Here is a 24,734-nt window from a genome sequence, read left to right on the forward strand (position 1 = left end):
AATGTTTGACCATCTTTGACCAAATGGGTTAGAAAATAAGGCCGAAACTTTGACCTTCTTTGATTATCAGTATAATCTGACCTTCTTTGACTTTCAAGTATTTTGTTTCAAACCCCGAAAAATAAATGTTTACAGCATGATAAGTGATATTCGTGAGGTTTGATTATTTTTGACCAATATAGTCGGAAAGGAAATGAAATGCTTTGACCTTTCTTGATGAAGAGTATACCCCGGCCCTTTTTTTCTTTCAATATTTTTGCTTAGAGGAGAGAGCTGAATCTGTTTTTTCCGGGGAAGGACGATTTGTTCGTCTTTTCGGGAGACTTGTCTCATAAGCATATATAAAGGCCTGGACAAATCTGCGTTTAGCCGGAGGGTGAAATGGGACAAACAAAAGGTTCTGCAAGTCAGCTTGCATTTGTATACGTAGGCACGGTTGTAGGAGCCGGTTTTGCCACGGGGCGGGAAATCGTTGAGTTTTTTCTGAAGTTTGGCTGGATCGGTCTGTTCGGTATCGTGGTAAGCGGTCTGATGTTTACATATTTAGGCGCCAAAATCATGATTATTTCCAAACGGATTCATGCAGCATCTTATCAGGAATTGAACACATATTTATTCGGCCAGTCCATCGGCCGCGCCGTGAACATGTTTATGATGTTTATATTGCTGGGAGTGACCTCTGTCATGCTGTCCGGAGCCGGAGCGCTGTTTCATGAACAGCTTGGCTGGCCCGCACAAGCGGGGATCCTTCTGACGATCGTACTGAGCTTTGCCGTCATGACAAGCGGTGTTAAAGGTGTGTTCGGCGTCAATATATTGGTTGTGCCGCTTTTAATTTCTTTCTCTTTTATCGTGACAGCTGATTCATTTGTATTTACAAGCACGAGAAACGCGGACGAATGGGTATGGCCTGACAAGTGGAACTGGCTTTTGTCCGCCGTCTCTTACGGCGCGTTAAATTTATCGCTCGCCCAAGCCGTCCTTGTGCCGCTTGCGAACGAAATGTCTTCAGAGAAGGTGATCAGAAGAGGAGCTTATATAGGCGGCGTTCTGTTGACACTGGTGCTTGCCGCGAGCTTTTTATCATTATCGGTGCTGCCGGATGTGCTGGAGTTTGACATTCCGATGGCTCAAGTTGTCTATTCGTATTCGCGTTCGCTTCATATCATTTATTTGTTTATTATTTTCGGGGAAGTGTTTACGTCGGTTATCGGCAATTTATACGGATTGGAAAAACAATTAAACAGTTTTCTTCATATAAAAAGTACATATATTTACGGCGGCATTTTGGCGTTTGCTTTCATTATCAGCCAAATCGGTTACGGACAGCTGATTTCCACCGTTTATCCGGTGTTTGGGTATGTGAGCCTCGCTTTCATCGGCGCATTGATTTGCAAAAAAATCCCGAAAGATAAATAAGGATATAAGGAAAATGTCTGTATATTTTGGGAATTCCCCTTCTTTTTTACTGCCTTTTCTGTATAATGAATTGGGAAATGATGGGGAGGAGTAAGAGATGAAGGATCGACGTGTATTATTGGGATTTATTTTTATTTGTATCGGCATTGCGTTTTTTTTACAGAAGGCGGGAGTTATACATATATCCGCAGGTTCGGCGTGGCCGTTTCTTTTCATTATAATGTCCGCAGGGTTTCACGCCGGATTTATTTTTGCGAAAAAAACGCCTGAACAGGCGGGACTGCTCGTTCCCGGCGGTATGTTTCTTGTGCTGGGCTGCCTGTTTTGTTTTGAGACCGCAACGGGATGGACATATTCAGGCGTGACGTGGCCTGTTTATATATGGGCGCCTGCTCTCGGTCTGTTTGAGCTGTGGTATTTCGGCGGGAGAAAGATCGGCGTATTGATTCCTGCTTTTATCCTGACAGCCGCGGGAGCACTTTGCTTTGCCGGTATGCTGATGACGGGGCTGTGGCCGCTTTTGATCATCGCAGCCGCGCTTTTGTTTCACGCCGCTGCCTTTATGCAGCCGAAAAAAAGATCGGGCCTTCTTATTCCGGGCGGCATTTTGCTTGTGACGGGCGGCTTGTTATGGTTTGAAACGCTGACGGATTGGACATACGCAAATGTGACATCTCCTGTTTACCTCTTTGCCGTTGCATTCGGGCTGTTTGAAGCCTGGCTGTTCGGCAGAAGGCAAAGAGGGCTTTTGACTGCTGCGGCGGTTCTGTGCGCCGCGGGCATTTTCGGCATATTCACCAATGCAAATGAAGTCATCAGCGAACGCGGCTGGCCCGCTCTCATTCTGTTGCTGGGCGCCGCTTTTCACATTCCGATTTTCGGCCCGAAACCTGTCAAAAACGCGGGGCTTCTCGTACCGGGCGGCATCTTATTGATTACGGGGATCTTGTTTGTCTTTGAAACGGCAACCAATTGGTCCTACTCTGATGTGACATGGCCTGTTTACCTGTTGGCAACGGCATTCGGTTTATTTGAGCTGTGGCTGTTCGGCGGGAAACAGAAGGCGCTGCTCATTCCGGTTGCGGTGCTGACCTTGACAGCACTTTGCTTTATGATGACGTATCAGCCGATCATTCCGGTTTCTGTTTTCTGGCCTGCTTTATTTGTTCTGATCGGGATTGTGCTGATGGCATTTCCGGGGAAGAAACGCGGGGCTTAAACCCGCTTTTGCAGCCTGACACAGGGTTCAGGCTGTTTTTTTATTGTCACGGGAAACAACATTATGGTATGATAGCAAAAGTGAAAAAAGAAGAAAATCCGTATTGATGCGGGAGAGGTTCTAGCTACACCCTCTATAAAAAACTAAGGACGAGCTGTATCCTTGGATACGGTTTTTTTATGTTTTTTAGGGCGCCTTCTCCGAAAAAGGCGCTTTTTTTATGGAATGATAGATAAGGGAGAGAAAGACATGAAAAAAGAAAAAGCGGTTGTGGTGTTCAGCGGAGGCCAAGACAGCACGACTTGTTTATTATGGGCTTTGCAAAACTTTGAAGAAGTGGAAACCGTTACATTCCATTATAATCAGCGTCACCAAGAAGAAATCGATGTGGCAAAATCGATTGCCGAAAAGCTCGGTGTCAAAAACCACTTGCTTGATATGTCTCTTTTAAATCAGCTTGCGCCGAATGCGCTGACAAGAGATGATATCGAAATTGAAGCGAAGGACGGGGAATTGCCGACAACCTTTGTACCGGGACGCAACCTTGTATTTTTATCCTTTGCATCGATTCTTGCATATCAAATCGGCGCGCGCCACATTATTACCGGTGTTTGCGAGACTGATTTCAGCGGCTACCCGGACTGCCGTGACGAGTTTGTCAAATCCTGCAACGTCACCGTCAACTTGGCGATGGAAAAGCCGTTCGTCATTCATACGCCCCTTATGTGGCTGAACAAAGCAGAAACGTGGAAACTTGCGGATGAGCTCGGCGCGCTTGATTTTGTAAAGAATAACACACTGACTTGCTATAACGGCATCATTGCGGACGGATGCGGCGAATGCCCGGCATGCCTGCTCCGCAATAAAGGATATGATGAATATATGAAAATGAAAGGAGAGCGGAACTAATTGCTTTCTCAAATTTACCCGCAGGTTCAGCATCCTTATTCGTTTGAGTTGAATAAGGACATGCACATTTCAGCCGCGCACTTTATTCCCCGCGAAAGCGCCGGAGCGTGCAGCAGAGTCCACGGGCACACGTATACAGTAAATATTACAGTTGCGGGGGATGAACTGGACGATTCAGGCTTTCTCGTGAATTTCAGCGTGCTGAAGAAATTGGTGCACGGCGCTTATGACCATACATTGCTGAATGACCATGAGGAATTTTCTGATGATGACAGATATTCACTGCCGACGACCGAGGTCGTAGCCAAAACGATTTATGATAAGGTGCAGTCCTACCTCGAAACACTGGAGAATCAGCCGGTCTGCGTGCAGGTTTTTGTCAGGGAAACCCCGACAAGCTATTGCGTATACCGCCCGAAAAAAGGTGATAGGAATGGCTAAAGGAATTCCGGTATTAGAAATTTTCGGACCGACGATACAAGGGGAGGGCATGGTTATCGGCCAGAAAACCATGTTCGTCCGCACGGCGGGCTGTGACTACTCCTGCAGCTGGTGCGACTCCGCTTTTACATGGGACGGATCAGCCAAAAAAGATATCCGCTGGATGACGGCGGAAGACATTTACCGCGAGCTGAGAGAAATCGGCGGAGACGCCTTTTCTCATGTCACCATCTCAGGAGGAAACCCGGCGCTGTTAAAGCAGCTTGACGCGCTGATTCTGCTGCTGAAAGAGCACGGGGTGCGCGCCGCTTTAGAAACGCAGGGAACAGTCTATCAGGATTGGTTCACAATGATTAACGACCTGACGATTTCACCGAAGCCGCCAAGTTCGGGGATGACAACCGATTTTGCAAAGCTCGATCATATTATGTCTTCGCTTGATGCGGCAGAAAGGCTTAACGCGGTCAGCTTAAAGGTCGTCATTTTTAATGATGAAGATCTGCAATTCGCGAAAACCGTGCACAAGCGGTATCCGAATATCCCGTTTTATCTTCAGGTCGGAAACGATAACGTCCATACGACGGACGACCGGGCATTGATCGCACATCTGCTCGGAAAATACGAAACACTCGTTGATAAGGTTTCAGCCGATTCGGATCTGAATCTCGTCAGAGTCCTGCCTCAGCTGCATACATTGCTTTGGGGCAATAAACGGGGAGTTTAATAGAAAGGGAGATTTATATGACAAGAAAAGAATCAGAATTAGAAGGAGTTACGCTCCTGGGGAATCAAGGGACAAACTATTTATTTGAATATGCGCCGGAGGTTTTGGAATCATTTCCGAATAAACACGTGAACCGTGATTATTTCGTTAAATTCAACTGCCCGGAATTTACGTCGCTTTGCCCGAAAACGGGACAGCCGGATTTTGCAACCATCTACATCAGCTATATTCCGGATGAAAAAATGGTGGAAAGCAAATCGCTGAAGCTGTATCTTTTCAGCTTCCGCAACCACGGAGACTTCCACGAGGACTGCATGAACATCATCATGAATGACTTGATCGAATTAATGGACCCCCGCTACATTGAAGTATGGGGCAAATTCACGCCAAGAGGCGGAATCTCCATTGACCCGTATACAAACTACGGCAGACCGGGAACAAAATACGAAAAAATGGCCGAACATCGGATGATGAATCATGATATGTATCCGGAGACGATTGATAATCGTTAATTTCAGACGGAGTACGGACTCGGACTATAACCTAAATACCCCCGCCTTTTAAGCGGGGGTATTTTTCGTCTCTGCCACGCAGCCAAAAAGGTGCATGATATTTGCACAGAACTTCTATAAGGAATAGAGAGATCATTTGGAGAAAAGAAAAAGACGAGTAAACCCGGGGGGGAGTGTACTCGCCGCTTCAATACGTGACGGGTGCTGGATGGCAGCTCGTCTGTTTCATTATAAAATAGGGAACGTATGTTTGTAAAGGACTGCGCTGTTTTTTCTCATTCGGAGCGGATCGATTGTAAAGGAATGGTCAGCATGATAGCATGTCCTGTAAAAAGAAGGAGTGTTCGTTATGGAGCCGTTAGAGTTAAACGGTGTAAGGCTGAAAATGTATGATTGTAAAGAAAGTGCGGGTAAAAACGGCCGTATGATTTCATTCGTATTGAAGGTGACCTCTGAAACGTATCATGATATTGCCGTCCTTTTGTATGAAAAAACATTTGACATCAAGGCGCCCGAGCGTGGGCTTGAATTCCGCGGTAAAATAACCAACTACTATACATCCGTCACAAATCTTTACAATAAAGATGAGGCCGGTGATTTTTTTGTGGAAATGACCGAGATCTGAATTCATTTGAAAAAGCTGCCGGGCGGCAGCTTTTGTGCGGGATATGTAAATGGTTCGGATTGTTCGGGGAGTTTAATAGGAGTCTCTGATGATTTTATAATTCTTATGGTTGACGACAGTGAGGGAATCTAATTCAAGGTCACGATAATTATCCATGATGGTTACATCAACGATGACGGAGTTTTCATTTACTTTTTCAACAATACCGGTTAATCCGTTTTTAAATTCAATGACGTTTCCAACCTTAGCAATTTTCACGAGCTTCCTCTCCTTTATCATAAATCCTGTTTGAAAATATTTTGCAGTATTTTCTTTAAGAAGTAAAGCGATATGGGTATCAGCCCGCTCAATCATTGTCCCGGCGGGGGAAAGATGGTATATTGTTTTTCGGGAAAAAGCCGAGAAAAGGAGGCTGTATTCGTTGCTGCCTGAGGAAATTTCAGAACGTATCAACCAAATGCGCATCGGTGAAATCAAAGAATTCAGGGTGCAGAAAGAACATTTTCTTGCATTTCGAGCAGTTTTGTCGAAGCAGGAAGATTTTAAGCATTTCCGCGGTATTGCCCAGCAGGGCGGAGATGTTATCTTCCAGTATTTAGAACAGCCAAGAAGCTGACGGCTCCTCGCACTTGAGGAGTCTTTTTTTGTTTTCGCTGCTTATTTCATCTGGCTGTAACAGATGTAAACAAAATGTAAAATCCCTCCGATGGATACTTTTACTGCTATTTGGTTAATGTTGTGAAAATGACGGCTGTTTTCCTGCCAATAACAAGGCTGTTAACAAACTTCTTCCATCATAAAAGCTGATTGGGAGCATTGGAAAATCTTTAACCGTGAATTTGCGTACAGCTCTTGTTAAGGTAGTGAAGTATTTAAGGAGGAAATCGTATGACGACAAAATTTGCTGCCTTGGCTGTCTTTTTTCTATGTTTTATGCCTGCATCAAAAATTGAACATACAGAAGCTCTGTTTACTTTTGCGAAGAAGCCAAAGCAAGAACCCAGCACACTGGTTGCTGATTTAAATAAAAAAAGCCCGGTTCCGAAGCTCTCAGAAACGGATCATAAGCACTCTATCCAACCGATAAAGCTGTCATCTCACCAAGAGAAGAAAGCAAAACCGGAAGAGACGGCTTATCAGCCGCCGAAAAAAACGTATTCCCGCGCTGACAGACAGCTCCTGTCACGTCTCGTTCACGCAGAAGCGAAAGGTGAATCTTATAAAGGGAAGGTTGCGGTAGCCAGCGTAGTGCTGAACCGTACTGAAAAAAACGGTTTCCCGGATACCATTCGGGGCGTGATCTATCAAAGGAATGCATTTGAACCGGTAGCAAACGGAAGCATTAATCAAAAGCCGGATAAGGATTCCATCGCCGCCGCAAATGAGGCGCTAGACCATCCGGGCAGAGAAACGAACGCGTTGTTTTTCTACAATCCGAAAACGGCATCTGACCACTGGATCCGTTCCCGAAAAATTATCGAACGGATCGGCAGACACGTATTTGCGATGTAAGCATAGCGGGATCAAAAGAATCCCCGCTATGCTTTTTTCAATTTTGAGAAATCGAAAATATTTTCAGAACTTGTCTCATATGATGATGGAAGAACGTGAGACAAGGAGAGACACCATGAATCGATTTGTGAAAGGGATCATTCTTTTATCCATCGCCGCCTTTTTCGCGGAATGTCTGGAATTTGTCGTGAATATGATACTGGCGCGGGAGCTTGGCGAGCATGGAATGGGGCTTTACATGAGCATTCTGCCCACCATTTTTTTAATTATCGTGATCGCCAGTCTGGAGCTTCCGATCTCTATTTCAAAATTCATCGCGGAATCCAATCAGAAGCTGCATGAAAGCATGCTTCGGCATGCCTTCAGAATGACCGCCGTTTTTACCGCGTTTTCAACCGCGGCCGCAAGCATCGCGCTGCCGTTCATTCCTGTATTCGATACGTATCACCCGTTTATTAAAGGGATTGTCATCGGGCTGATTCCAGTCGTCGCTTTTACATCCATCGCCAGAGGTTATTTTATGGGTGTGCAGCAAATGGGAAAAATCGCGGTTGCGAATGTCTTGAAAAAAATCATTCAAGTGCTTTGTCTGTTTATCTTTTTTCAATGGTACTCTTTTGAAATTGATATGGCCGTGCTTATTTCGTTATTTGTGCTGGTCGCAAGCGATGTTGTGGTGTTCGTTTACTTGTATACGCAGTTTATTTTGGCGCGGAGGGCGCTTTCCGGCCATCAGCACATTCATCTTCGCGGGAAAGACGTGCGGAAACGCCTCCTGGCCGTATCCATCCCGACAACGGGACTTCGTATATTTCATGCGGTGACAAACGCAATTGAACCCTTCTTGGTTAAAGGAGCGCTGCTGGCGTCCGGGGCAGCCGGGACCGCCGCGATTGATCAATACGGAATGCTTGCCGGTGTAGCGATGACAATCGGTTCGTTTCCCGCATTTATCGCCCATTCGCTGATGGTCGTTATGATTCCCAGCATTTCAGAAGCGTATGCGCTGTCCCAATATGATATTGTGCTGAAACGGCTGAGACAAGCGATTTTTATTACATTCGGCTACGGCATCCCGGCTGTCTGGGTCATGTTTCAGTTCGCGGGCCCGCTGACCCATTTGTTTTTTCAGTCTCCGGAAGCGCAGTATTATTTGCAGCTTTTGTGGCCGTTTTTTCTTTTTCATCTGTTTGTGATGCCGCTTCAGGCCTGTCTGATCGGCATCGGCCACGTGAAAACGGCGTTTTATCATAACGTATGGAGCAGCATTGTAGGGCTTTCGATGATGTATGTGCTCGGTTCTATGCCGGAATTGCAAATGCTCGGCATTATACTCGGTATGAATACCGGCATGATTCTTCTGACAAGTTTACATTACGCGACGATCTGCAAAGACCTCGGTGTCTCCGTGTTTTTGACGGGCGGCGGAAGAACAGCGCCCCGGATCGAAAGCTGAAAAGGCTGATACATTTCAATAAGGAAGGGCAAGCTATCCGAAACGCGTGAAAGGAAGATCATATGCATAAAAACCGCCTAATTGTATGTGCAGTCCTTTTGATAGCTGCCGCCGTCTGGATGCCTGAAGCAAAAGCCTCCTCAGAAAAACAGGCAGTTCCCGCCGTGTTTCTGATGAAGACGATTGAAGGAGACGAAATATCGATTCCGAATAAAGGGCAGAAAACGATTTTACATTTTTGGACATCGTGGTGTCCGCCGTGCAAAAAAGAACTGCCGCAATTCCAAACCTATTTTGAACAGCATCAGTCTGATGATGTAAGCCTTGTAACGGTAAATTTGATGAATGCCGAGCGAAATAAAAATACCGTTCAAAACTTTGTCAATCAGCACCATCTCACATTCCCGATTGTTCTTGACACGAAAGGCGAGCTTATGAAGGAATACGATGTCATGACGATTCCCACGTCATTTCTGCTGAATGAAAAAGGAGAAATCGAAAAAAAGATCGTCGGTCCGATGACCGCCTCACAATTAAAAGAATGGTCAGAGAAATAAAAAGGTGCGGGAGGAATTCCTCCCGCACCTTTTTTGCATATAATGAACAGCTGAAGAAACACTAATGATAATTATTATCATAAAGAAATTAAAACAATTATAATTGAAATCTTCCGCCGGCATGCTATAATAAAGAAAACACTGCGATAACACTGTGAAAATGCTGCCTGTCAGGCGGCTGTTTTACTTTTATCGGGGAATTGAAGATGATTTGCGTTCTCAATTAGAGAGGAGAATTCATAATGAATGAACAAGTGATGACACAAACCCATTCACAACAGCAGATACAAGAAGAGCGGGCCGGAAAAAGGTGGCTCCAGCATGCAGAACTCATTGCGGCGCTCGTATCCGGCGTCCTTATTCTTGCGGCCTGGTTTTTTACCGAAACAAAAGGCCTGTCCGTCACTTTGTATATCCTTGCCTTCCTGATCGGGGGATTTGCAAAAGCAAAAGAGGGAATTGAGGATACCATTGAGACGAAGGCGTTAAATGTGGAACTGCTGATGATATTTGCGGCTGTCGGCTCCGCCCTGATCGGTTATTGGGCGGAAGGCGCAGTTCTTATCTTTATTTTTTCGTTAAGCGGCGCGCTCGAAACATATACGATGAATAAAAGCAGCCGTGATTTAACATCCTTGATGAAACTGGAACCGGAGGAAGCGACCCTGCTTGCGGACGGACGGGAAAAGCGGGTGCCGGCTGCTGAACTTAAGATCGGTGACATGATCGTCATTAAGCCGGGCGAACGCGTAGCGGCAGACGGGATTATTGAGTCTGGCGTGACGAGCCTCGATGAATCGGCGCTGACGGGTGAAGCGATGCCGGCGGAAAAAACAGCAGGAGATTCTGTGTTTACAGGAACGGTAAACGGAAACGGCTCCTTAACGGTTCGTGTGACGAAAACAAATGAACAGTCTTTATTCAGAAAAATCATCCGGCTGGTGGAATCAGCCCAAAACAGCGTGTCACCGGCTCAGGCATTTATTGAGCGATTCGAAAGTGTCTATGTCAAAGGCGTGCTGTTAGCCGTGGCTGTGCTTTTATTCGTTCCTCATTTCGCTTTAGGCTGGAGCTGGAGTGAAACCTTTTACCGGGCGATGGTGTTTATGGTGGTCGCCTCCCCGTGCGCGCTTGTTGCTTCTATTATGCCCGCTGCGCTTTCCCTTATCTCAAATGGGGCCCGCAACGGATTATTGGTTAAAGGAAGTGTGTTTTTAGAGCAGCTGGGAAGCGTACGGATGATCGCATTTGACAAAACCGGCACGGTCACAAAGGGACAGCCGGCAGTCGCGGCATTTCAAGCAGCGGAAAATGTGAGTGAAGATGAGATCATGCAGGCGGTGTATGCGATAGAAAAGCAATCAAGCCACCCGCTTGCAAAAGCGATAGCTGAATTTGCCGAAAGCCGGGGCGCCGCGCCCGCAGGCCATCTATCGATTGACGAGACGTCCGGATTCGGTGTTCAGGCTGAAATAGAAGGCGTCAAATGGATGGTCGGAAAAGCGGGATTTGCAGGTGAACATGCGGCAGATGCTTTTTTGCAGACATCGGGAAAAGAATTAAAGGATAAAGGCTTTACACTGGTCTTTGTTAAAAAAGATGACCGGATTGCAGGCTGCTTCGCCTTAAAGGATCAAATCCGCCCTGAAGCCAAAGCCGTGATGGCTGAGCTTGAATCACTGGGCATTCAAACAGCCATGCTCACCGGCGATCAGTCTGAAACTGCGGCTGCCATCGCGAAAGAGGCGGGCATGACGACGGTTGTTGCCGATTGTCTGCCGGACCAAAAGGCAAAAGAAGTGAAGAAGCTGAAAGAAACGTACGGCACAATCGCCATGGTCGGAGACGGCATTAATGACGCGCCCGCTCTGAAAACCGCTGACGTCGGTATTGCGATGGGCGGGGGCACGGACGTGGCTCTAGAAACGGCTGACTTAGTCCTTATGAAAAATGATCTTCACAAGCTTGTGAAAATGTGCAGACTCTCAAGGAAAATGAACCGGATTATTAAGCAGAATATTGTTTTCTCGCTCTCGGTCATCTGCCTTTTGATCTGCGCTAACTTTATGCAGGTGATGGAACTGCCGTTTGGCGTAATCGGGCATGAGGGGAGCACGATTCTGGTTATACTGAACGGACTGAGATTATTAAAATAAACATGACAGCCGCACATCGGGCGGCTGTTTTTTTAATGTTCGTTCACAGCATAAACGCCGGAAAACTGATAGAATGAATAAAGAGTCACTTTGGTAAGGAGGAAAAGCAAAAAATGAACAGATTAGAACGTGTTTCATCTTGGCTGAAAAAAGAAGGACATGATGCGGCGTTTATACATACAAAGGAAAACGTATTTTATTTAACTGATTTTTACACGGATCCGCATGAGCGGTTAATGGGATTGTTCCTGTTTCAGGAACAGGAGCCGTTTTTCGTTTGTCCGGGAATGGAAGCCGGACAAGCCCGCAGCGCCGGATGGGAGCATGGTATTATCGGCTACGGCGATCACGAAGATCCGTGGGAGCTGATCAAAGCCGAGCTCACAAAACGAAATGTGCCGCTTGATTCCATCGCGGTTGAAAAGGATTCGATCTCTCTTTCCCGCTCAGAACAGCTCAAACAAGCTTCAGGGGGCGCGGCATTTGTTTCGGCAGAAGAAACGCTCAACCAATTCCGTCTCGTGAAAGATGAGAAGGAAATCAGCATTCTCAGGGAAGCGGCAAAACTCGCGGATTACGGAGTTGAAGTCGGTGTCGCGGCGCTTAAAGAGGGTGTGAGTGAAACCGAAGTACTCGCGCAGATTGAGTTTGAGCTGAAGAAAAAAGGTGTGCAGGGCATGTCATTTTCAACGATGGTGCTGTTCGGGGAAAAATCAGGCCAGCCCCATGGGAATCCGGGTGCAGACCGGTTGAAAAAAGGGGATTTTGTTCTGTTTGATCTGGGCGTTATTCTTGACGGCTACTGTTCAGACATTACGAGAACATTCGCATACCAATCAATCAGCCCGAAACAGGAAGAGATTTACGAAACGGTGCTTAAAGCTGAACAGACGGCGCTTCAATTAAGTAAACCCGGCGTCAGAATCGGCGATCTTGATTTAAAAGCCCGCGGCATTATTGAAAAAGCCGGATACGGAGACTATTTCCCGCACCGCCTCGGCCACGGACTCGGGATTTCGGTTCACGAATATCCATCAATGAGCAGCGCGAACGACACACTCCTCAAAGAAGGCATGGTGTACACGATAGAACCGGGGATTTACGTGCCGGATGTCGGCGGCGTGCGCATAGAAGACGATGTGTTTGTCACAAAAGACGGCGCCGAAGCATTAACGCAGTATCCGAAAGAATTAACGATTCTGAAATAGAAAGCTTTGTGATAAAAAAGGACGGTTCTGGAACGCAGCGTCCTTTTTTATCACCTTTTAAATGAAAAAATCATCAAAATGCTGAAATGGTTTGATGTCATGCTTTTCATTCAGGGGCCGCAGGGCAAGGTAACTGCCGCCGAGGATGGCCAGACACAAACCGATTAAGCAAAGAATCCCCATCGCTGTTCTTCTCCTTTCAAACGAATAGGATGTATCTGTTTCTAGCTTACTGTATGAAACGCATTCCAGATCAAGGGAAAAAAAGAAAGGGGGGACGCCATGGCTACGATCAGAGACATTGCCGGCGCTGCCGGGGTTTCCGTTACAACGGTATCAAGAGTTTTAAACGATCACCCTTATGTAAGTAAGGACAAAAGAGAAAGAGTGAAAAAAGCGATGCAATCGCTCGGATACACGCGCAACATTCATGCTGTGCATTTATCCAAAGGTTTTTCCGATATGATCGGCGTTGTGCTTCCGTCGGTGAACCTTCCGTATTTTGCAGACCTTGTTGCGGGTATTGCCGAGGCTGCCGAAGCGTCAGGCGTGCATCTTTGTTTATACCAGACAGATTATGAGCAGCAAAAAGAACGTTTTGCCTTATCACAATTACAGGAGCGCCAAGTGGACGGCCTGATTATCTGCTCCAAAGCAATTCCTGATGAGCATCTGCTTGCCGTGAAAGAACCGCTCATCCTCTGCCAGTACACTGATGCGGCAGGGCTTTCCTCCATCAGTAATCCGCATCGGGAAGCATTTCGGCACGGTCTGGATTATCTGATAGAAAAGGGACACCGGAAAATAGCGATCAGCCTGGCCAGAAAAAAGGGAAAAAACAGTCAAGTCCGCATCGCCGCATACAAAGAGGCGCTGAAGAAGATCGGGCAGCCTTACAGGGAAGAGCTGGTTGTGGAAAAGGTGCTGACGCTGCTTGACGGGAAAGCCCTTTTTCATAGATGGAAGAGCTGGGATGACAAACCGACTGCGCTGTTTGCGGCGAATGATCAAGTATCCGCGGGTCTTTACCTTGAAGCCAAGGCAAACGGGACGCGCATCCCGGAAGAGCTTGCGATTTTGAGCATCGACAATCATGATATCAGCAAGATGTTAGGTATTTCCACAATAGATATACAAACGAAAGAAATGGGAAAGCAGGCTTTTCACATGCTTGAGAACCGGATCAGCGGCGGGCCTCCGGGAAGGAAAGTTCTTGATTACCGCCTTATTGAACGATCAACCGTCTAAAAAAAGAATTGACGCGCTTTCCGTTCGTTTTGTACGATATGAGGTATTGAATGACAAAGGAGCTGAGGATCATGAAGGGGTCCTTTACAGTTGAAAAGGTATTAAATAACAATGTGCTCATCGCAACACATGATAGATACAGTGAGGTCGTCTTAATCGGAAAAGGGATCGGCTTTGGAAAAAAACAAGCGGATGTCATTGAAGATAAAGGGTATGACAAGATGTTCATCTTAAAGGATGAAAAAGAACAAAAACAATTTAAAAAGCTCCTCGGTTATGTGGACGAGACACTTGTCGACATCTCCAATGACGTCATTTATCATATCAAGAAGCGGACAAGCCAACCGTTAAATGAGCATATTCATATTGCGCTGACTGACCATATCGCCTTTGCGGTAAAGCGGCTGCAGCAGGGGTTTGACATTAAAAACCCGTTTCTCATGGAAACCGAAACGCTTTATCCGGAAGAATTCCAAATTGCCCGTGAAGTCGTCGGCATGATTAATGAAAAGACGGGAATCTGCCTTCCTGAAGGAGAGATCGGCTTTATCGCTCTGCATATCCATTCCGCCCTGACGAATCGGCCCCTTTCAGAGGTCAATCAGCATTCACAGCTGATGTCCCGCCTCGTTCAGGTGATTGAGGAATCTTTCCAGATGAAAGTGAATAAAGAAAGCGTCCACTATTTGCGGCTGATCCGGCATATCAGATTTACCATAGACAGGATTAATCGGGAAGAGCAGACAAAAGAACCAGAAAAGTTAATGTTATTATTGAAAAATGAATACCCGCTATGCTACAATACTGCTTGGAAACTGATAAAAATCTTGCAGCAAATACTGAAAAAACCAGTTCATGAGGCGGAAGCGGTTTATCTCACGCTTCATTTGTACCGATTAACCAATAAAATTTCATAATTTCAGTTGAAACCTTAAAAACGTGTCACTGATTCGATCAGGCATGAGTGATTGAGGGTAAAAAACGGGAAGAACGATCCCGTTATTTTGCACACCCTTTTTACTCATGCCTTTTTTGTTGTGTAAAAGGGCAAATGTAAACGGTTAAACTGAAGACTTGCGCCAGTGAATTCGTTGTCATGAATTTTCGCTGTAAGGTCACACTAGCTAACAGAGGAGGTACATCTTTTATGTTTAAAGCATTATTCGGCGTTCTCCAGAAAATCGGCCGTGCTCTTATGCTTCCGGTTGCGATTTTACCGGCTGCGGGGATCTTGCTTGCGTTAGGGAATGCCATGCAGAACAAAGATATGATTCAAGTCATGCATTTCTTAAGCAATGATAACGTTCAGCTTGTGGCGAACGTCATGGAAAGCGCCGGCCAAATCGTATTTGACAACCTGCCGCTTCTTTTTGCAGTAGGGGTTGCGATCGGTCTTGCCAACGGAGACGGTGTTGCCGGAATCGCGGCCATTATCGGATACCTGGTCATGAACGTATCCATGAGCGCCGTGCTTATGGCGAACGGCAGTATTCCGTCTGACAAAATTGAACGGGCAAAGTTTTTTGCGGAAAACCATCCGGCCTATATTAACATGCTGGGGATACCCACTTTGGCGACTGGCGTGTTCGGCGGTATTATCGTCGGGGTCCTGGCCGCGTTATTGTTCAACAAGTTTTATAAAATTGAACTTCCGCAGTACCTCGGATTCTTTGCGGGTAAGCGGTTCGTCCCGATTATCACATCAATTTCCGCATTAATTCTCGGACTTATTATGTTAGTGATCTGGCCTCCGATCCAGCACGGTCTGAATTCCTTCTCCACGGGTCTTGTGGAAGCGAATCCAACCTTGGCGGCCTTTATTTTCGGGATGATTGAGCGGTCATTGATTCCGTTCGGTCTTCATCACATTTTCTACTCGCCGTTCTGGTATGAATTTTTCAGCTATAAAGATGCGGCCGGAGACATCATCCGCGGAGATCAGCGGATTTTCATGGCTCAGATCAAAGACGGCGTACAGCTGACGGCGGGAACATTTATGACGGGGAAATATCCGTTTATGATGTTCGGTCTTCCGGCGGCAGCGCTTGCAATCTATCATGAAGCGAAGCCTGAAAAGAAAAAACTTGTAGCCGGAATCATGGGTTCTGCCGCTCTGACAAGTTTCTTAACGGGAATTACCGAGCCGCTTGAATTCTCATTCTTATTTGTGGCTCCTATCCTGTTTGCGATTCACTGCGTATTCGCGGGACTTTCCTTTATGGTTATGCAGCTGCTGCATGTAAAAATCGGTATGACGTTCTCAGGCGGTCTGATTGACTACTTCCTGTTCGGAATTCTGCCTAACCGGACGGCTTGGTGGCTTGTCATTCCGGTCGGCCTAGGATTAGCCGTTATTTACTACTTCGGTTTCCGGTTTGCGATCAGAAAGTTCAATCTGAAAACGCCGGGCCGTGAAGAAGAGGCTGCGGATGAAGGTGCGGGCGCCTCAGGCGAAGCCGGCGACCTTCCTTATGAAATCCTGCAGGCAATGGGTGACCAGGAAAACATTAAGCACCTTGACGCTTGTATCACGAGACTCCGCGTTACGGTCAACGACCAGAAGAAAGTGGATAAGACTCGTTTGAAACAGCTTGGCGCCTCAGGCGTTCTTGAAGTCGGAAACAACATTCAGGCCATTTTCGGCCCGCGTTCTGACGGTTTAAAAACACAGATGCAGGATATTATCGCCGGACGCACGCCGCGCCCTGAACCGAAAGTATCCGCACAAGAAGAAGTCAGCCAGCAGGTTGAGGAGGTTATCGCAGATCCGCTCCGAAACGAGCAGGGTGAAGAAGTGTTCGCTTCTCCGATCACCGGCGAAATCCATCCGATTACCGATGTGCCTGACCAGGTGTTCTCAGGAAAAATGATGGGTGACGGTTTTGCGATTCTTCCTGAAGAAGGAATCGTCGTATCGCCTGTCCGCGGAAAAGTGCTGAATGTTTTCCCGACAAAACATGCGATCGGTCTTCAGTCTGACGGCGGAAGAGAGATCCTGATTCATTTCGGAATCGACACAGTCAGCCTGAAAGGCGAAGGATTCACTTCTTTTGTTTCTGAGGGTGACCGGGTTGAACCGGGGCAAAAGCTGCTTGAAGTTGATCTTGAAGCGGTTAAACCTCATGTTCCTTCATTAATGACACCGATTGTCTTTACAAATCTTGCCGAGGGTGAAGCGATTTCCCTTTCGGCCGAAGGTACCGTAAAACGGGAACAAAAAGATATTGTGAAAATCGGAAAATAAGCATATAAATACGCCGTGCTTGTCAGATGACAAGTACGGCTGTATGATATAATATTGTGTAGTAAAATAGCTTTAATTTAAAGGAGAATGATAATCATGGCACAAAAAACATTTAAAGTAACAGCAGATTCCGGAATCCACGCTCGTCCTGCGACAGTTCTTGTACAGACTGCAAGCAAATACGATGCTGACGTAAACTTAGAATATAACGGCAAAACAGTAAACCTTAAGTCAATCATGGGCGTTATGTCTCTAGGTATCGCTAAAGGCGCTGAAATCACAATTTCCGCTTCAGGCGCTGACGAAAACGATGCTCTTAACGCTTTAGAAGAAACAATGAAAAGCGAAGGACTCGGCGAGTAATGCAAGAATTAAAAGGAATAGGCGCTTCAGCCGGAATTGCGATTGCGAAAGCATACCGGCTTGAAGAGCCGGACTTAACGGTTGAAAAGAAAAACATTGCTGATGCTGCGGCTGAAGTAAGCCGTTTTGATGAAGCGATTGTACGTTCTAAAGAAGAGCTTGAAAAAATTAAAGAGCATGCTTTAAAAGAACTGGGACAAGACAAAGCTGACATTTTCTCCGCGCACCTTTTAGTTCTGAGTGATCCTGAGCTGCTGAACCCGGTAAAGGAGAAAATCAGCACAGATTCAGTCAATGCTGAATTCGCTTTGAAAGAAACAGCTTCCATGTTCGTTACTATGTTTGAATCAATGGATAACGAATACATGAAAGAGCGTGCGGCGGATATCCGTGACGTAACAAAACGTGTGACGGGGCACCTGCTGGGCGTGGAAATTCCGAACCCGAGCATGATCTCAGAAGAGGTTGTTATCGTGGCTGAAGATTTGACACCGTCTGATACGGCGCAATTAAACCGCCAGTTTGTAAAAGGTTTTACAACTGATATCGGCGGACGCACTTCACACTCCGCGATCATGGCCCGTTCGCTTGAAATTCCGGCTGTTGTCGGCACAAAAGCGGCTACAGGGACAATTGAAAACGGTGTTACGGTAATCGTAGACGGCATCGATGGTGATGTGATCATCGATCCTTCCAGTGAAACGTTAAAGAAATATGAAGAAAAGCACAGTGCTTACCTGGCGCAAAAAGCTGAGTGGGCGAAGCTCGTCAATGAACCGACTGTTTCAAAAGACGGCCATCATGTAGAGCTTGCCGCAAACATCGGCACACCTGACGATGTAAAAGGCGTTCTTGAAAACGGAGGAGAAGCTGTAGGGCTTTACCGTACGGAATTCCTTTACATGGGACGCGACCAGCTTCCGACGGAAGACGAGCAGTTTGACGCTTATAAAACGGTTCTTGAGCGTATGGAAGGAAAATCAGTTGTCGTGCGGACATTGGATATCGGCGGCGACAAAGAGCTTCCTTACCTGCAGCTCCCTAAAGAAATGAACCCGTTCTTAGGCTACAGAGCCATCCGCCTTTGCCTTGAAGAGCAAGAAATCTTCAGAACTCAGCTTCGTGCGCTGCTTCGTGCAAGTACATACGGAAACTTAAAAATCATGTTCCCGATGATTGCGACAGTAAACGAGTTTAAACAGGCGAAAGCGATTCTTCTCGAAGAAAAAGAAAAACTCGTCGAAGCCGGCGTAGCGGTTTCTGACGATATTGAAGTCGGTATGATGGTAGAGATTCCGTCTACAGCCGTGATCGCAGATCAGTTTGCCGCAGAAGTTGACTTCTTCAGTATCGGAACAAATGACTTGATCCAATACACGATGGCTGCTGACCGCATGAACGAGCGCGTAGCTTATCTGTATCAGCCATACAATCCGGCGATTCTCCGTCTGATCACCCTTGTTATTGAAGCCGCTCACAAAGAGGGCAAATGGGTCGGCATGTGCGGAGAAATGGCGGGAGACGAAATTGCGATTCCGATTCTTCTCGGCTTAGGCTTAGATGAGTTCTCGATGAGCGCTACATCCATCCTTCCGGCAAGAACGCAGATCAGCAAGCTTTCTAAAAAAGAAGCTGAATCATTCAAAGAAACAATCTTGTCTATGAGCACGACAGAAGAGGTTGTCGCATTCGTTAAAGAAACATTCAATAAGTAATACAAAAGCCAGACGGTGTAAGCCGTCTGGTTTTTTTCATATTCGGAAAAAAGGGGGGAACAATAACGTTCAACAGGAGGGATTATTATGACAAAATCATTTGCAGCGGGGGATACGGTCTATGTGATTTACCGCAATCCGCATGCGGCCAATGTTGCCCATATTAAAGAGGCGGAGATCGTCCATCATCCGTATCATGAGGGAGAACTGTCTCTGTTTTTATATGAAACCTATCATCCGCTGGCCGAAGATGACGCGGTCTTTTCGACATATGAGGAAGCGGAAGCGCTTTACAGCGAGCTTTTTGAAGAAGACCGGTATCATTGATCAAAGGAAATGTTTACAACGCATATTCACTCTCTTTTAAACGGAAAGTAACAACATGAGAATATGTAAAGGGAGTGTCTGTCTATGTTGAAGCCGTTTGTGCCCCAGCTTGTTTATATTGAACCGAGAGCGCTCGAATACCCGTTAGGACAAGAGCTGAAGAATAAGTTTGAAAACATGGGGCTTGAGATCAGAGAAACGACATCGCATAATCAAGTCCGGAATATTCCGGGGAAAAATCACTTGCAGCAATACCGGAACGCGAAATCAACATTGGTAATCGGCGTCCGGAAAACACTGAAATTCGATTCTTCAAAGCCGTCCGCCGAATATGCCATTCCATTTGCGACAGGCTGTATGGGGCATTGCCACTATTGCTACCTGCAGACGACGATGGGGTCAAAGCCTTACATCCGGACATATGTCAATGTGGAAGAGATTCTGGATCAGGCTGATGAGTATATGAAAGAACGGGCGCCGGAATTTACAAGATTTGAAGCCTCTTGTACGTCTGATATCGTCGGAATCGATCATCTGACACATACATTAAAAAGAGCCATTGAACATTTCGGACAAAGCGAATTGGGGCAGCTCAGATTCGTGACTAAATTTCACCACGTCGATCATTTGCTTGATGCAAAACATAACGGAAAGACTAGGTTCAGATTCAGCATCAATGCGGATTATGTCATAAAAAACTTTGAACCGGGAACTTCTCCGCTCGACAAACGGATCGAAGCCGCCGTCAAAGTCGCTAAAGCGGGCTATCCGCTCGGTTTCATCGTGGCGCCTATTTATATTCACGATGGCTGGGAGGAAGGCTATAAGGAGCTGTTTGAGAAACTGGATGCGGCGCTTGATGAAGACGTTCGGCATGACATCACATTTGAACTGATCCAGCATCGTTTTACAAAACCGGCCAAACGGGTGATTGAGAAGAACTATCCGAAAACAAAGCTTGAGCTTGATGAAGAAAAGCGCAGGTACAAATGGGGACGCTACGGAATCGGCAAATATATATACCAAAAAGACGAAGAACATGCCTTAAGGGAAACACTCGAATCTTATATCGAAACCTATTTTCCGAAAGCGAAAATCGAATATTTTACGTAAGGCGGAGCTGTCGGCATGACGGCTCTTTTTTTTGCTGCGCCAAATGACGGAAATGTTTGATATTTATTTCAAGATTTATTCATTTTCTTGGCCGAAAGACCGATATAACTCTCAGGAGGGGATGGTTATGTTTAAAAAAATGCATATCAAAATTGCTGTGTTTGTATCGGCAATGCTTATTGTAACGGTTGTTTTTTTAACGGTTTCTTCATATTTGACATTAAAGCCGATGATGACGGAGGAAGCAAAACGTACGACAGAGAATGTCACCAATTCACTCGGTCAGAACATTGAGCTTCAGCTGAAAAATGATGAGACCGTATTAATGAGATTAGCAGACGGTGAATTGTCCCGGTCTTTTCTATCAGATGGGAAGAAAGAAACCGCGCGGCTTTTTAACGATGAGTTAAAACAGATCGGACAGAATGACAAATATGTCGCGCTTGCGTACGTCGGAACCGCAAACAAACAAATGTTTACATATCCAAAGGCCGATTTTGCCAAAGACTATGATCCGACAAATCGAACGTGGTATAAGATGGCGGCTGAAAAACCCGATAAGGTTGTCTGGACTGACCCTTATAAAGATGCAGTGACGGGAGACATGATCGTGACGGCGTCAAAAGCCATTCAAAACAGAGGAACCGTCGTCGGAGTGGCGAGCTTAGATTTGAAGCTGTCCTCCATTCAGAGCATGGTCAACGAGCAAAAGGTTCCGTATAAAGGATTTGCGTTTTTGGCGGATGAAAACGGCTCTCTTCTGGCCCATCCGGCAAAACAGGGAAAAAATATTTCGGAAGATCAGACGTTAAAAGACATCACTGCGGACAAAGAAGGCATCAAAGAGCTGCAGGGGAACATGGTCGTCTACCAAACGGTAAAAGAAACAGGGTGGAAAGTCGGAACGCAGTTTGAAAAAGATCAGCTGATGGGAGTAGCCGACAAAATGAACACGGTGAGCATTTTTATGTCACTGATCGCCCTTGTGATTACGATCGGACTCAGCTATTTCCTCGCAAAAACGATAACCGGGCCCATTCAGCAGCTGATCGCAAAAACAAATTCAGTCTCAGCGGGAGATTTAACCGTCCGCGCCCAGACGAAATCAAAAGATGAAGTAGGCGAGTTAACAAAAGACTTTAACCAAATGGTTGAAAATATGAAAGAGATGGTCGAACAGGTCAAGGCCTCCTCAGAAAATGTGTCTGATACATCTGACCAGCTAACCGTCATTTCACAAGAAACAAATGAAACGAGCGGACAAATCGCAAAAGCGATAGAGGAAGTCGCCGCCGGAGCGACAGAGCAAGCGTCAGAGGTTGAGACGATCAACGAAAAATCAGAAAATCTCTCAGTCAAAATAAAAGGAATCGCAGATCGCGCAGGCAGCATAAAACAACTCTCAAAATCTTCAGAGGATGCCAGCTACAAAGGATTGGACGCGCTCGGGCAGCTGCTGATGAAGTCAAACGAAGCCAATTCAGAAACGAAAAAAGTAGAGGCAATGCTGAATGACCTGGAAGAACAAACGAAAAACATAGAAGAAGTCGTGACGGCAATATCCGCTATTTCAGACCAGACGAATCTCTTGGCGCTGAATGCGAGCATAGAAGCCGCAAGAGCGGGAGAAAGCGGACGGGGCTTTGCCGTCGTCGCGGAAGAAGTCCGCAAGCTTGCTGAACAATCAGCTCTTTCTTCCGGCCATATCAGTGAGACGGTCCGTCTGATTCAATCTGAGACAAAAGAAGCGTCACACGCGATGATTGAGGCAAGCAGAATGAATGATGAACAAAACAGCGCCATTCATGAAACGGGTGAGGTTCTCAATCTGATTACAACGGAAATGCAGTCTCTCGTTCAAGGTATAGATCATATTTACAATGACATTCAAAAAATGAGTGAAGAACAAGCCGCGATTCAAGAAGCGATTCAAAGCATCTCCGCCATTTCTCAAGAATCTGCGGCAGCGGCGGAAGAAGTGAATGCTTCTACTGATGAACAGCTCGTTACGCTTGAAAAAGTGAAGCAATCGACTGATATGTTAAAGAGCGCAAGCGAAGATCTGATCAGCGCCATTTCTAAATTCACCTTGTGACGCAGTCTCTATCAGCCTATAATATGGTAATATAGACATGAAAGAGTGATATATGAATCGCATCAGGGGAGGAAAGCGCAGTGAACAAAACGGTCGGATTTATCGGTTTGGGCGTCATGGGAAACAGTATGGCATCGCACATTTTAAAAGCGGGCTATCCTGTTTTAGTCTACACGCGGACGAAACAAAAAGCGGAAGAGATTCTGAATAAGGGAGCGGTCTGGCAGGAGACGGTCAAAGACCTTTCGGAAAAAGCAGACATCATTATTACCATGGTCGGCTATCCGAGTGATGTCGAGGAAATCTATCTCGGTGAAAGCGGCATTCTCCGGCACGCAAAAGAAGGGGCGTTTGTCATTGACATGACGACATCAAAACCGTCTCTGGCGAAGAAGATAGCGGAGAAAGCCAAAGAAAAATCCATTCACGCCTTGGATGCACCCGTTTCCGGCGGAGACATCGGCGCGAGGAACGGAACGCTTGCCATTATGGCCGGAGGAGAAAAAGAAGCGTTTGAAGCATGCCTGCCGCTTTTCTCCGTTATGGGGGAAAACATTCAGTATCAAGGGCCGGCTGGCAGCGGCCAGCATACGAAAATGTGCAATCAGATCGCGATTGCAGCAGGGATGGTCGGAGTGGCTGAAGCGATGGCTTACGCAGAAAAATCCGGTCTGAACCCGGAACAAGTGCTGAAAAGCATTACAACCGGAGCGGCTGGCAGCTGGTCATTGTCCAACCTCGCTCCCCGTATGCTGAAAGGCGATTTTGCGCCCGGATTTTACGTGAAACACTTTATTAAAGACATGGGAATTGCTCTTGAAGAAGCGGAGCTCATGGGAGAAGAAATGCCCGGATTGGCGCTGGCCAAATCATTGTACGACAAGCTTTCCGCGCAAGGTGAAGAAAACAGCGGAACTCAAAGCATTTATAAGCTTTGGGTGAAATAAAAAAAAAGATTGCCCGCCGGGGCAATCTTTTTTTATTTATTTTCCGATGAATTGCTGTGTCCAGATGTTTCCTGATTCTACATAACCGACACCGATTTGAGTGAACTCAGGATTCATAATGTTCTTTCTGTGGCCTTCACTGTTCATCCAAGCTTTAACGACAGCTTCAGGAGTCGGCTGTCCTTTGGCGATATTTTCACCGGCAGTTTTATAAGTGATTCCGAAAGACTTCATCATATCGAAAGGTGAGCCGTAAGTCGGACTTTGGTGATCGAAATAGTTTTTGTCTTTCATATCTTGTGATTTTGCGTGAGCTGATTTGCTTAATTTTTCATCAATCTGCAGAGGTTTTAAGCCTTGCTTTTGTCTCTCTGCATTTGTCAATTCAACGACTTTCTTTTCGTACGCACTGACAGATGAAGGAGTTTTCTCGCTGCTGTTGTTTGTGTTATCTGTCTGCTTTGCATTGTCAGCCGTCTTGTTTTGATCGGCTTTCGGTTTTTCGGCAGCTGCCGGAGCCGTTTTTGCCGGTGTTTCTTTTTGTACATCCTTAACTGTCATGTCAGAATGCTTTGCGTGTTTTTGCAGCAGCTGTTTCAGTTCTTTCTCATTTTTAACGTTCAGCTGTTTCGCGCTCGTTTTCATATGTAGTTTTTCAACAGCCTCTTGAAGAGTCAGATGCTGTACGGTGTTTCCTTTTTTCACGGTAACGACGTGCTGGCATGACAGCTCTTTGGCAGATGCCTGCTGAATGCCTCCGAATGTAATCAAACTGACTGCCGCGGCGGCAGATAAGAGAAATGCTTTTTTCATAAGTTTATAGCCTCCCAGAGAAGTTGTTTTTTTCTACATGAAAAATCTTATCACAGCTTTTTTGTCATAATGCAGGCAGCCATTTCCTTTGACAACAAACTCTTGTCATAATTGTAATTGAGCGCAGAAAA

25 protein-coding genes and 1 riboswitch are annotated in these 24,734 nt (G+C 46.1%); of the genes, 22 read left to right on the forward strand and 3 right to left on the reverse strand.

The features are described from left to right. The first annotated feature begins 381 nt into the window (after nt 1-381). From HAP68_RS06580 to HAP68_RS06610, 7 genes are all read left to right on the forward strand, one after another. The gene (locus HAP68_RS06580) at nt 382-1,419 is read left to right on the forward strand and encodes a YkvI family membrane protein (RefSeq protein ID WP_003154681.1); all 1,038 of its coding nucleotides are present in this window, start codon (nt 382-384) and stop codon (nt 1,417-1,419) included. A gap of 97 nt (nt 1,420-1,516) precedes the next feature. After that, nucleotides 1,517-2,638 (forward strand): hypothetical protein, encoded by a 1,122-nt coding sequence (locus HAP68_RS06585; protein WP_024085228.1) that lies wholly within the window; start codon nt 1,517-1,519, stop codon nt 2,636-2,638. 108 nt (nt 2,639-2,746) lie between these two features. Further along, nucleotides 2,747-2,791, forward strand: a riboswitch (PreQ1 riboswitch). Between the two features lie 96 nt (nt 2,792-2,887). Continuing rightward, nucleotides 2,888-3,547, forward strand: a complete 660-nt coding sequence (gene queC, locus HAP68_RS06590; protein WP_003154679.1) for a 7-cyano-7-deazaguanine synthase QueC — start codon at nt 2,888-2,890, stop codon at nt 3,545-3,547. Further along, nucleotides 3,548-3,988 carry a 6-carboxytetrahydropterin synthase QueD gene (queD, locus tag HAP68_RS06595; RefSeq protein WP_003154678.1) on the forward strand — a complete coding sequence of 147 codons (441 nt, stop codon included), beginning with the start codon at nt 3,548-3,550 and terminating at the stop codon, nt 3,986-3,988. After that, nucleotides 3,981-4,712, forward strand: coding sequence for a 7-carboxy-7-deazaguanine synthase QueE (gene queE, locus HAP68_RS06600; RefSeq protein WP_014304903.1), 732 nt, complete (start codon nt 3,981-3,983; stop codon nt 4,710-4,712). The genes queD and queE overlap by 8 nt, the downstream gene beginning before the upstream one ends. Before the next feature lie 17 nt (nt 4,713-4,729). After that, the gene (gene queF, locus HAP68_RS06605) at nt 4,730-5,224 is read left to right on the forward strand and encodes a preQ(1) synthase (RefSeq protein WP_003154673.1); all 495 of its coding nucleotides are present in this window, start codon (nt 4,730-4,732) and stop codon (nt 5,222-5,224) included. A 349-nt stretch (nt 5,225-5,573) separates the two neighbouring features. Then, nucleotides 5,574-5,849, forward strand: coding sequence for a DUF3219 family protein (locus HAP68_RS06610; protein ID WP_024085229.1), 276 nt, complete (start codon nt 5,574-5,576; stop codon nt 5,847-5,849). Nucleotides 5,850-5,921: 72 nt separating this feature from the next. Here the strand turns inward: HAP68_RS06610 and HAP68_RS06615 are convergent, their stop codons facing one another. Next, the gene (locus HAP68_RS06615) at nt 5,922-6,107 is read right to left on the reverse strand and encodes a YkvS family protein (RefSeq protein ID WP_003154669.1); all 186 of its coding nucleotides are present in this window, start codon (nt 6,105-6,107) and stop codon (nt 5,922-5,924) included. 163 nt (nt 6,108-6,270) lie between these two features. Between HAP68_RS06615 and HAP68_RS06620 the strand changes: the two genes are divergently transcribed. From HAP68_RS06620 to HAP68_RS06645, 6 genes are all read left to right on the forward strand, one after another. Further along, nucleotides 6,271-6,465: a hypothetical protein gene (locus tag HAP68_RS06620; protein WP_003154667.1), complete on the forward strand. Its 195-nt coding sequence runs from the start codon at nt 6,271-6,273 to the stop codon at nt 6,463-6,465. A 272-nt stretch (nt 6,466-6,737) separates the two neighbouring features. After that, nucleotides 6,738-7,361, forward strand: coding sequence for a cell wall hydrolase (locus HAP68_RS06625; RefSeq protein WP_024085230.1), 624 nt, complete (start codon nt 6,738-6,740; stop codon nt 7,359-7,361). 115 nt (nt 7,362-7,476) lie between these two features. After that, nucleotides 7,477-8,817: a polysaccharide biosynthesis protein gene (locus HAP68_RS06630; RefSeq protein ID WP_003154663.1), complete on the forward strand. Its 1,341-nt coding sequence runs from the start codon at nt 7,477-7,479 to the stop codon at nt 8,815-8,817. A gap of 62 nt (nt 8,818-8,879) precedes the next feature. Next, nucleotides 8,880-9,374, forward strand: coding sequence for an endospore biogenesis thiol-disulfide oxidoreductase StoA (stoA, locus tag HAP68_RS06635; RefSeq protein WP_024085231.1), 495 nt, complete (start codon nt 8,880-8,882; stop codon nt 9,372-9,374). A 242-nt stretch (nt 9,375-9,616) separates the two neighbouring features. After that, the gene (locus HAP68_RS06640; protein WP_024085232.1) at nt 9,617-11,530 is read left to right on the forward strand and encodes a heavy metal translocating P-type ATPase; all 1,914 of its coding nucleotides are present in this window, start codon (nt 9,617-9,619) and stop codon (nt 11,528-11,530) included. Between the two features lie 113 nt (nt 11,531-11,643). After that, nucleotides 11,644-12,738 carry a M24 family metallopeptidase gene (locus HAP68_RS06645; RefSeq protein ID WP_003154660.1) on the forward strand — a complete coding sequence of 365 codons (1,095 nt, stop codon included), beginning with the start codon at nt 11,644-11,646 and terminating at the stop codon, nt 12,736-12,738. Nucleotides 12,739-12,795: 57 nt separating this feature from the next. Here HAP68_RS06645 and HAP68_RS19625 read toward each other — a convergent pair whose 3' ends face one another. After that, nucleotides 12,796-12,921 (reverse strand): hypothetical protein, encoded by a 126-nt coding sequence (locus HAP68_RS19625; protein ID WP_003154659.1) that lies wholly within the window; start codon nt 12,919-12,921, stop codon nt 12,796-12,798. Between the two features lie 99 nt (nt 12,922-13,020). Here HAP68_RS19625 and HAP68_RS06650 point away from each other — a divergent pair, with 99 nt between their 5' ends. The 9 genes from HAP68_RS06650 (at nt 13,021) to HAP68_RS06690 (ending at nt 23,790) form a co-directional block, all read left to right on the forward strand. Then, entirely contained in the window at nt 13,021-13,986 is a 966-nt protein-coding gene (locus HAP68_RS06650; RefSeq protein WP_014304909.1) for a LacI family DNA-binding transcriptional regulator, read from the forward strand. Between the two features lie 50 nt (nt 13,987-14,036). Next, complete coding sequence (gene glcT, locus HAP68_RS06655; protein ID WP_012117426.1) at nt 14,037-14,903, forward strand: glucose PTS transporter transcription antiterminator GlcT; 867 nt, start codon at nt 14,037-14,039, stop codon at nt 14,901-14,903. Between the two features lie 230 nt (nt 14,904-15,133). Next, on the forward strand, nt 15,134-17,230 hold the full coding sequence (gene ptsG, locus HAP68_RS06660) for a glucose-specific PTS transporter subunit IIBC (RefSeq protein ID WP_003154656.1): 2,097 nt from the start codon (nt 15,134-15,136) through the stop codon (nt 17,228-17,230). 96 nt (nt 17,231-17,326) lie between these two features. Beyond that, nucleotides 17,327-17,593: a phosphocarrier protein HPr gene (locus tag HAP68_RS06665; RefSeq protein ID WP_003154654.1), complete on the forward strand. Its 267-nt coding sequence runs from the start codon at nt 17,327-17,329 to the stop codon at nt 17,591-17,593. Then, entirely contained in the window at nt 17,593-19,308 is a 1,716-nt protein-coding gene (gene ptsP, locus HAP68_RS06670) for a phosphoenolpyruvate--protein phosphotransferase (protein WP_015417356.1), read from the forward strand. Before HAP68_RS06665 ends, ptsP begins: the two co-directional genes overlap by 1 nt. 87 nt (nt 19,309-19,395) lie before the next feature. Next, entirely contained in the window at nt 19,396-19,635 is a 240-nt protein-coding gene (gene splA / locus HAP68_RS06675) for a splAB operon transcriptional regulator SplA (RefSeq protein ID WP_003154646.1), read from the forward strand. An 84-nt stretch (nt 19,636-19,719) separates the two neighbouring features. Next, nucleotides 19,720-20,748: a spore photoproduct lyase gene (gene splB / locus HAP68_RS06680; RefSeq protein WP_003154644.1), complete on the forward strand. Its 1,029-nt coding sequence runs from the start codon at nt 19,720-19,722 to the stop codon at nt 20,746-20,748. A gap of 127 nt (nt 20,749-20,875) precedes the next feature. Then, complete coding sequence (locus tag HAP68_RS06685) at nt 20,876-22,843, forward strand: methyl-accepting chemotaxis protein (protein ID WP_024085233.1); 1,968 nt, start codon at nt 20,876-20,878, stop codon at nt 22,841-22,843. A gap of 80 nt (nt 22,844-22,923) precedes the next feature. Beyond that, the gene (locus HAP68_RS06690) at nt 22,924-23,790 is read left to right on the forward strand and encodes an NAD(P)-dependent oxidoreductase (RefSeq protein WP_024085234.1); all 867 of its coding nucleotides are present in this window, start codon (nt 22,924-22,926) and stop codon (nt 23,788-23,790) included. Between the two features lie 36 nt (nt 23,791-23,826). On the opposite strand, the gene HAP68_RS06695 is transcribed toward HAP68_RS06690, so the two are convergent. After that, entirely contained in the window at nt 23,827-24,603 is a 777-nt protein-coding gene (locus tag HAP68_RS06695; RefSeq protein WP_021493761.1) for a CAP domain-containing protein, read from the reverse strand. Between the last annotated feature and the right edge of the window lie 131 nt (nt 24,604-24,734).

Origin of the sequence: Bacillus sp. Bvel1 (assembly GCF_014872755.1) — a bacterium.
GTDB lineage: Bacteria > Bacillota > Bacilli > Bacillales > Bacillaceae > Bacillus > Bacillus velezensis.